The sequence below is a fragment of the Variovorax sp. LG9.2 genome, from assembly GCF_035018885.1.
Taxonomy (GTDB): Bacteria; Pseudomonadota; Gammaproteobacteria; order Burkholderiales; family Burkholderiaceae_C; genus Variovorax.
The window spans coordinates 1-566 of sequence record NZ_JASJXB010000101.1 but is presented as its reverse complement, the minus strand read 5'-3'; the positions used below and the strand labels follow the sequence as shown (position 1 = coordinate 566).

The following is a 566-nucleotide window of genomic DNA, read 5'->3' as shown; positions in this document are numbered from 1 at the left end:
TCCTGGTGCCTTCTTGCTGGTGTTGGGCTTCCTGTAGAGCGCGGTGATGGCCATGCGCCGCATCAGCGTGGTCATATGCTTGCGGCCCACGACGACGCCCTCTCCTCGAAGCAGGTCGCCAAGCATGCGCGCTCCAGCGAACGGCAACTCCAGGTGCAACTCGTCAATGCGACGCATCAGATTCAAGTCCGCATCGCTCATCGGCTTGGCCCGGTAGTAAGCGCTGCCGCGGCTGATGCTCACGAGTTCGGCCTGCCGCTTGATCGGCAGCGCATGATCTCGCTCGATCATCGCTTTACGCTCAGCAGGCCGGCCTTGCTGAGCGCGCCGGACAAAAAATCGATCTCCAGGGCCTGCTGGCCAATCTTGGCGTGCAGCGAGTTCAGATCCACAGCGGGCTCTGCCGCCGCAGCCTCGCCGCCGAACACGTCGACCGCTCGGCTCAGAAGCTGGTTCTTCCAGTCGGTGATCTGGTTGGGGTGAACGTCATGCTGCTGCGCCAGTTCGGCCAGCGTCTTGTCGCCTCGAACGGCCGCCAGCGCCACCTTGGCTTTGAATGCCGCTGA

General features: G+C 63.3%; 1 pseudogene. It reads right to left on the bottom strand.

The features are described 5' to 3' along the window. Positions 1–566, bottom strand: a pseudogene (locus tag QN413_RS27085) (IS3 family transposase); the annotation flags it as partial.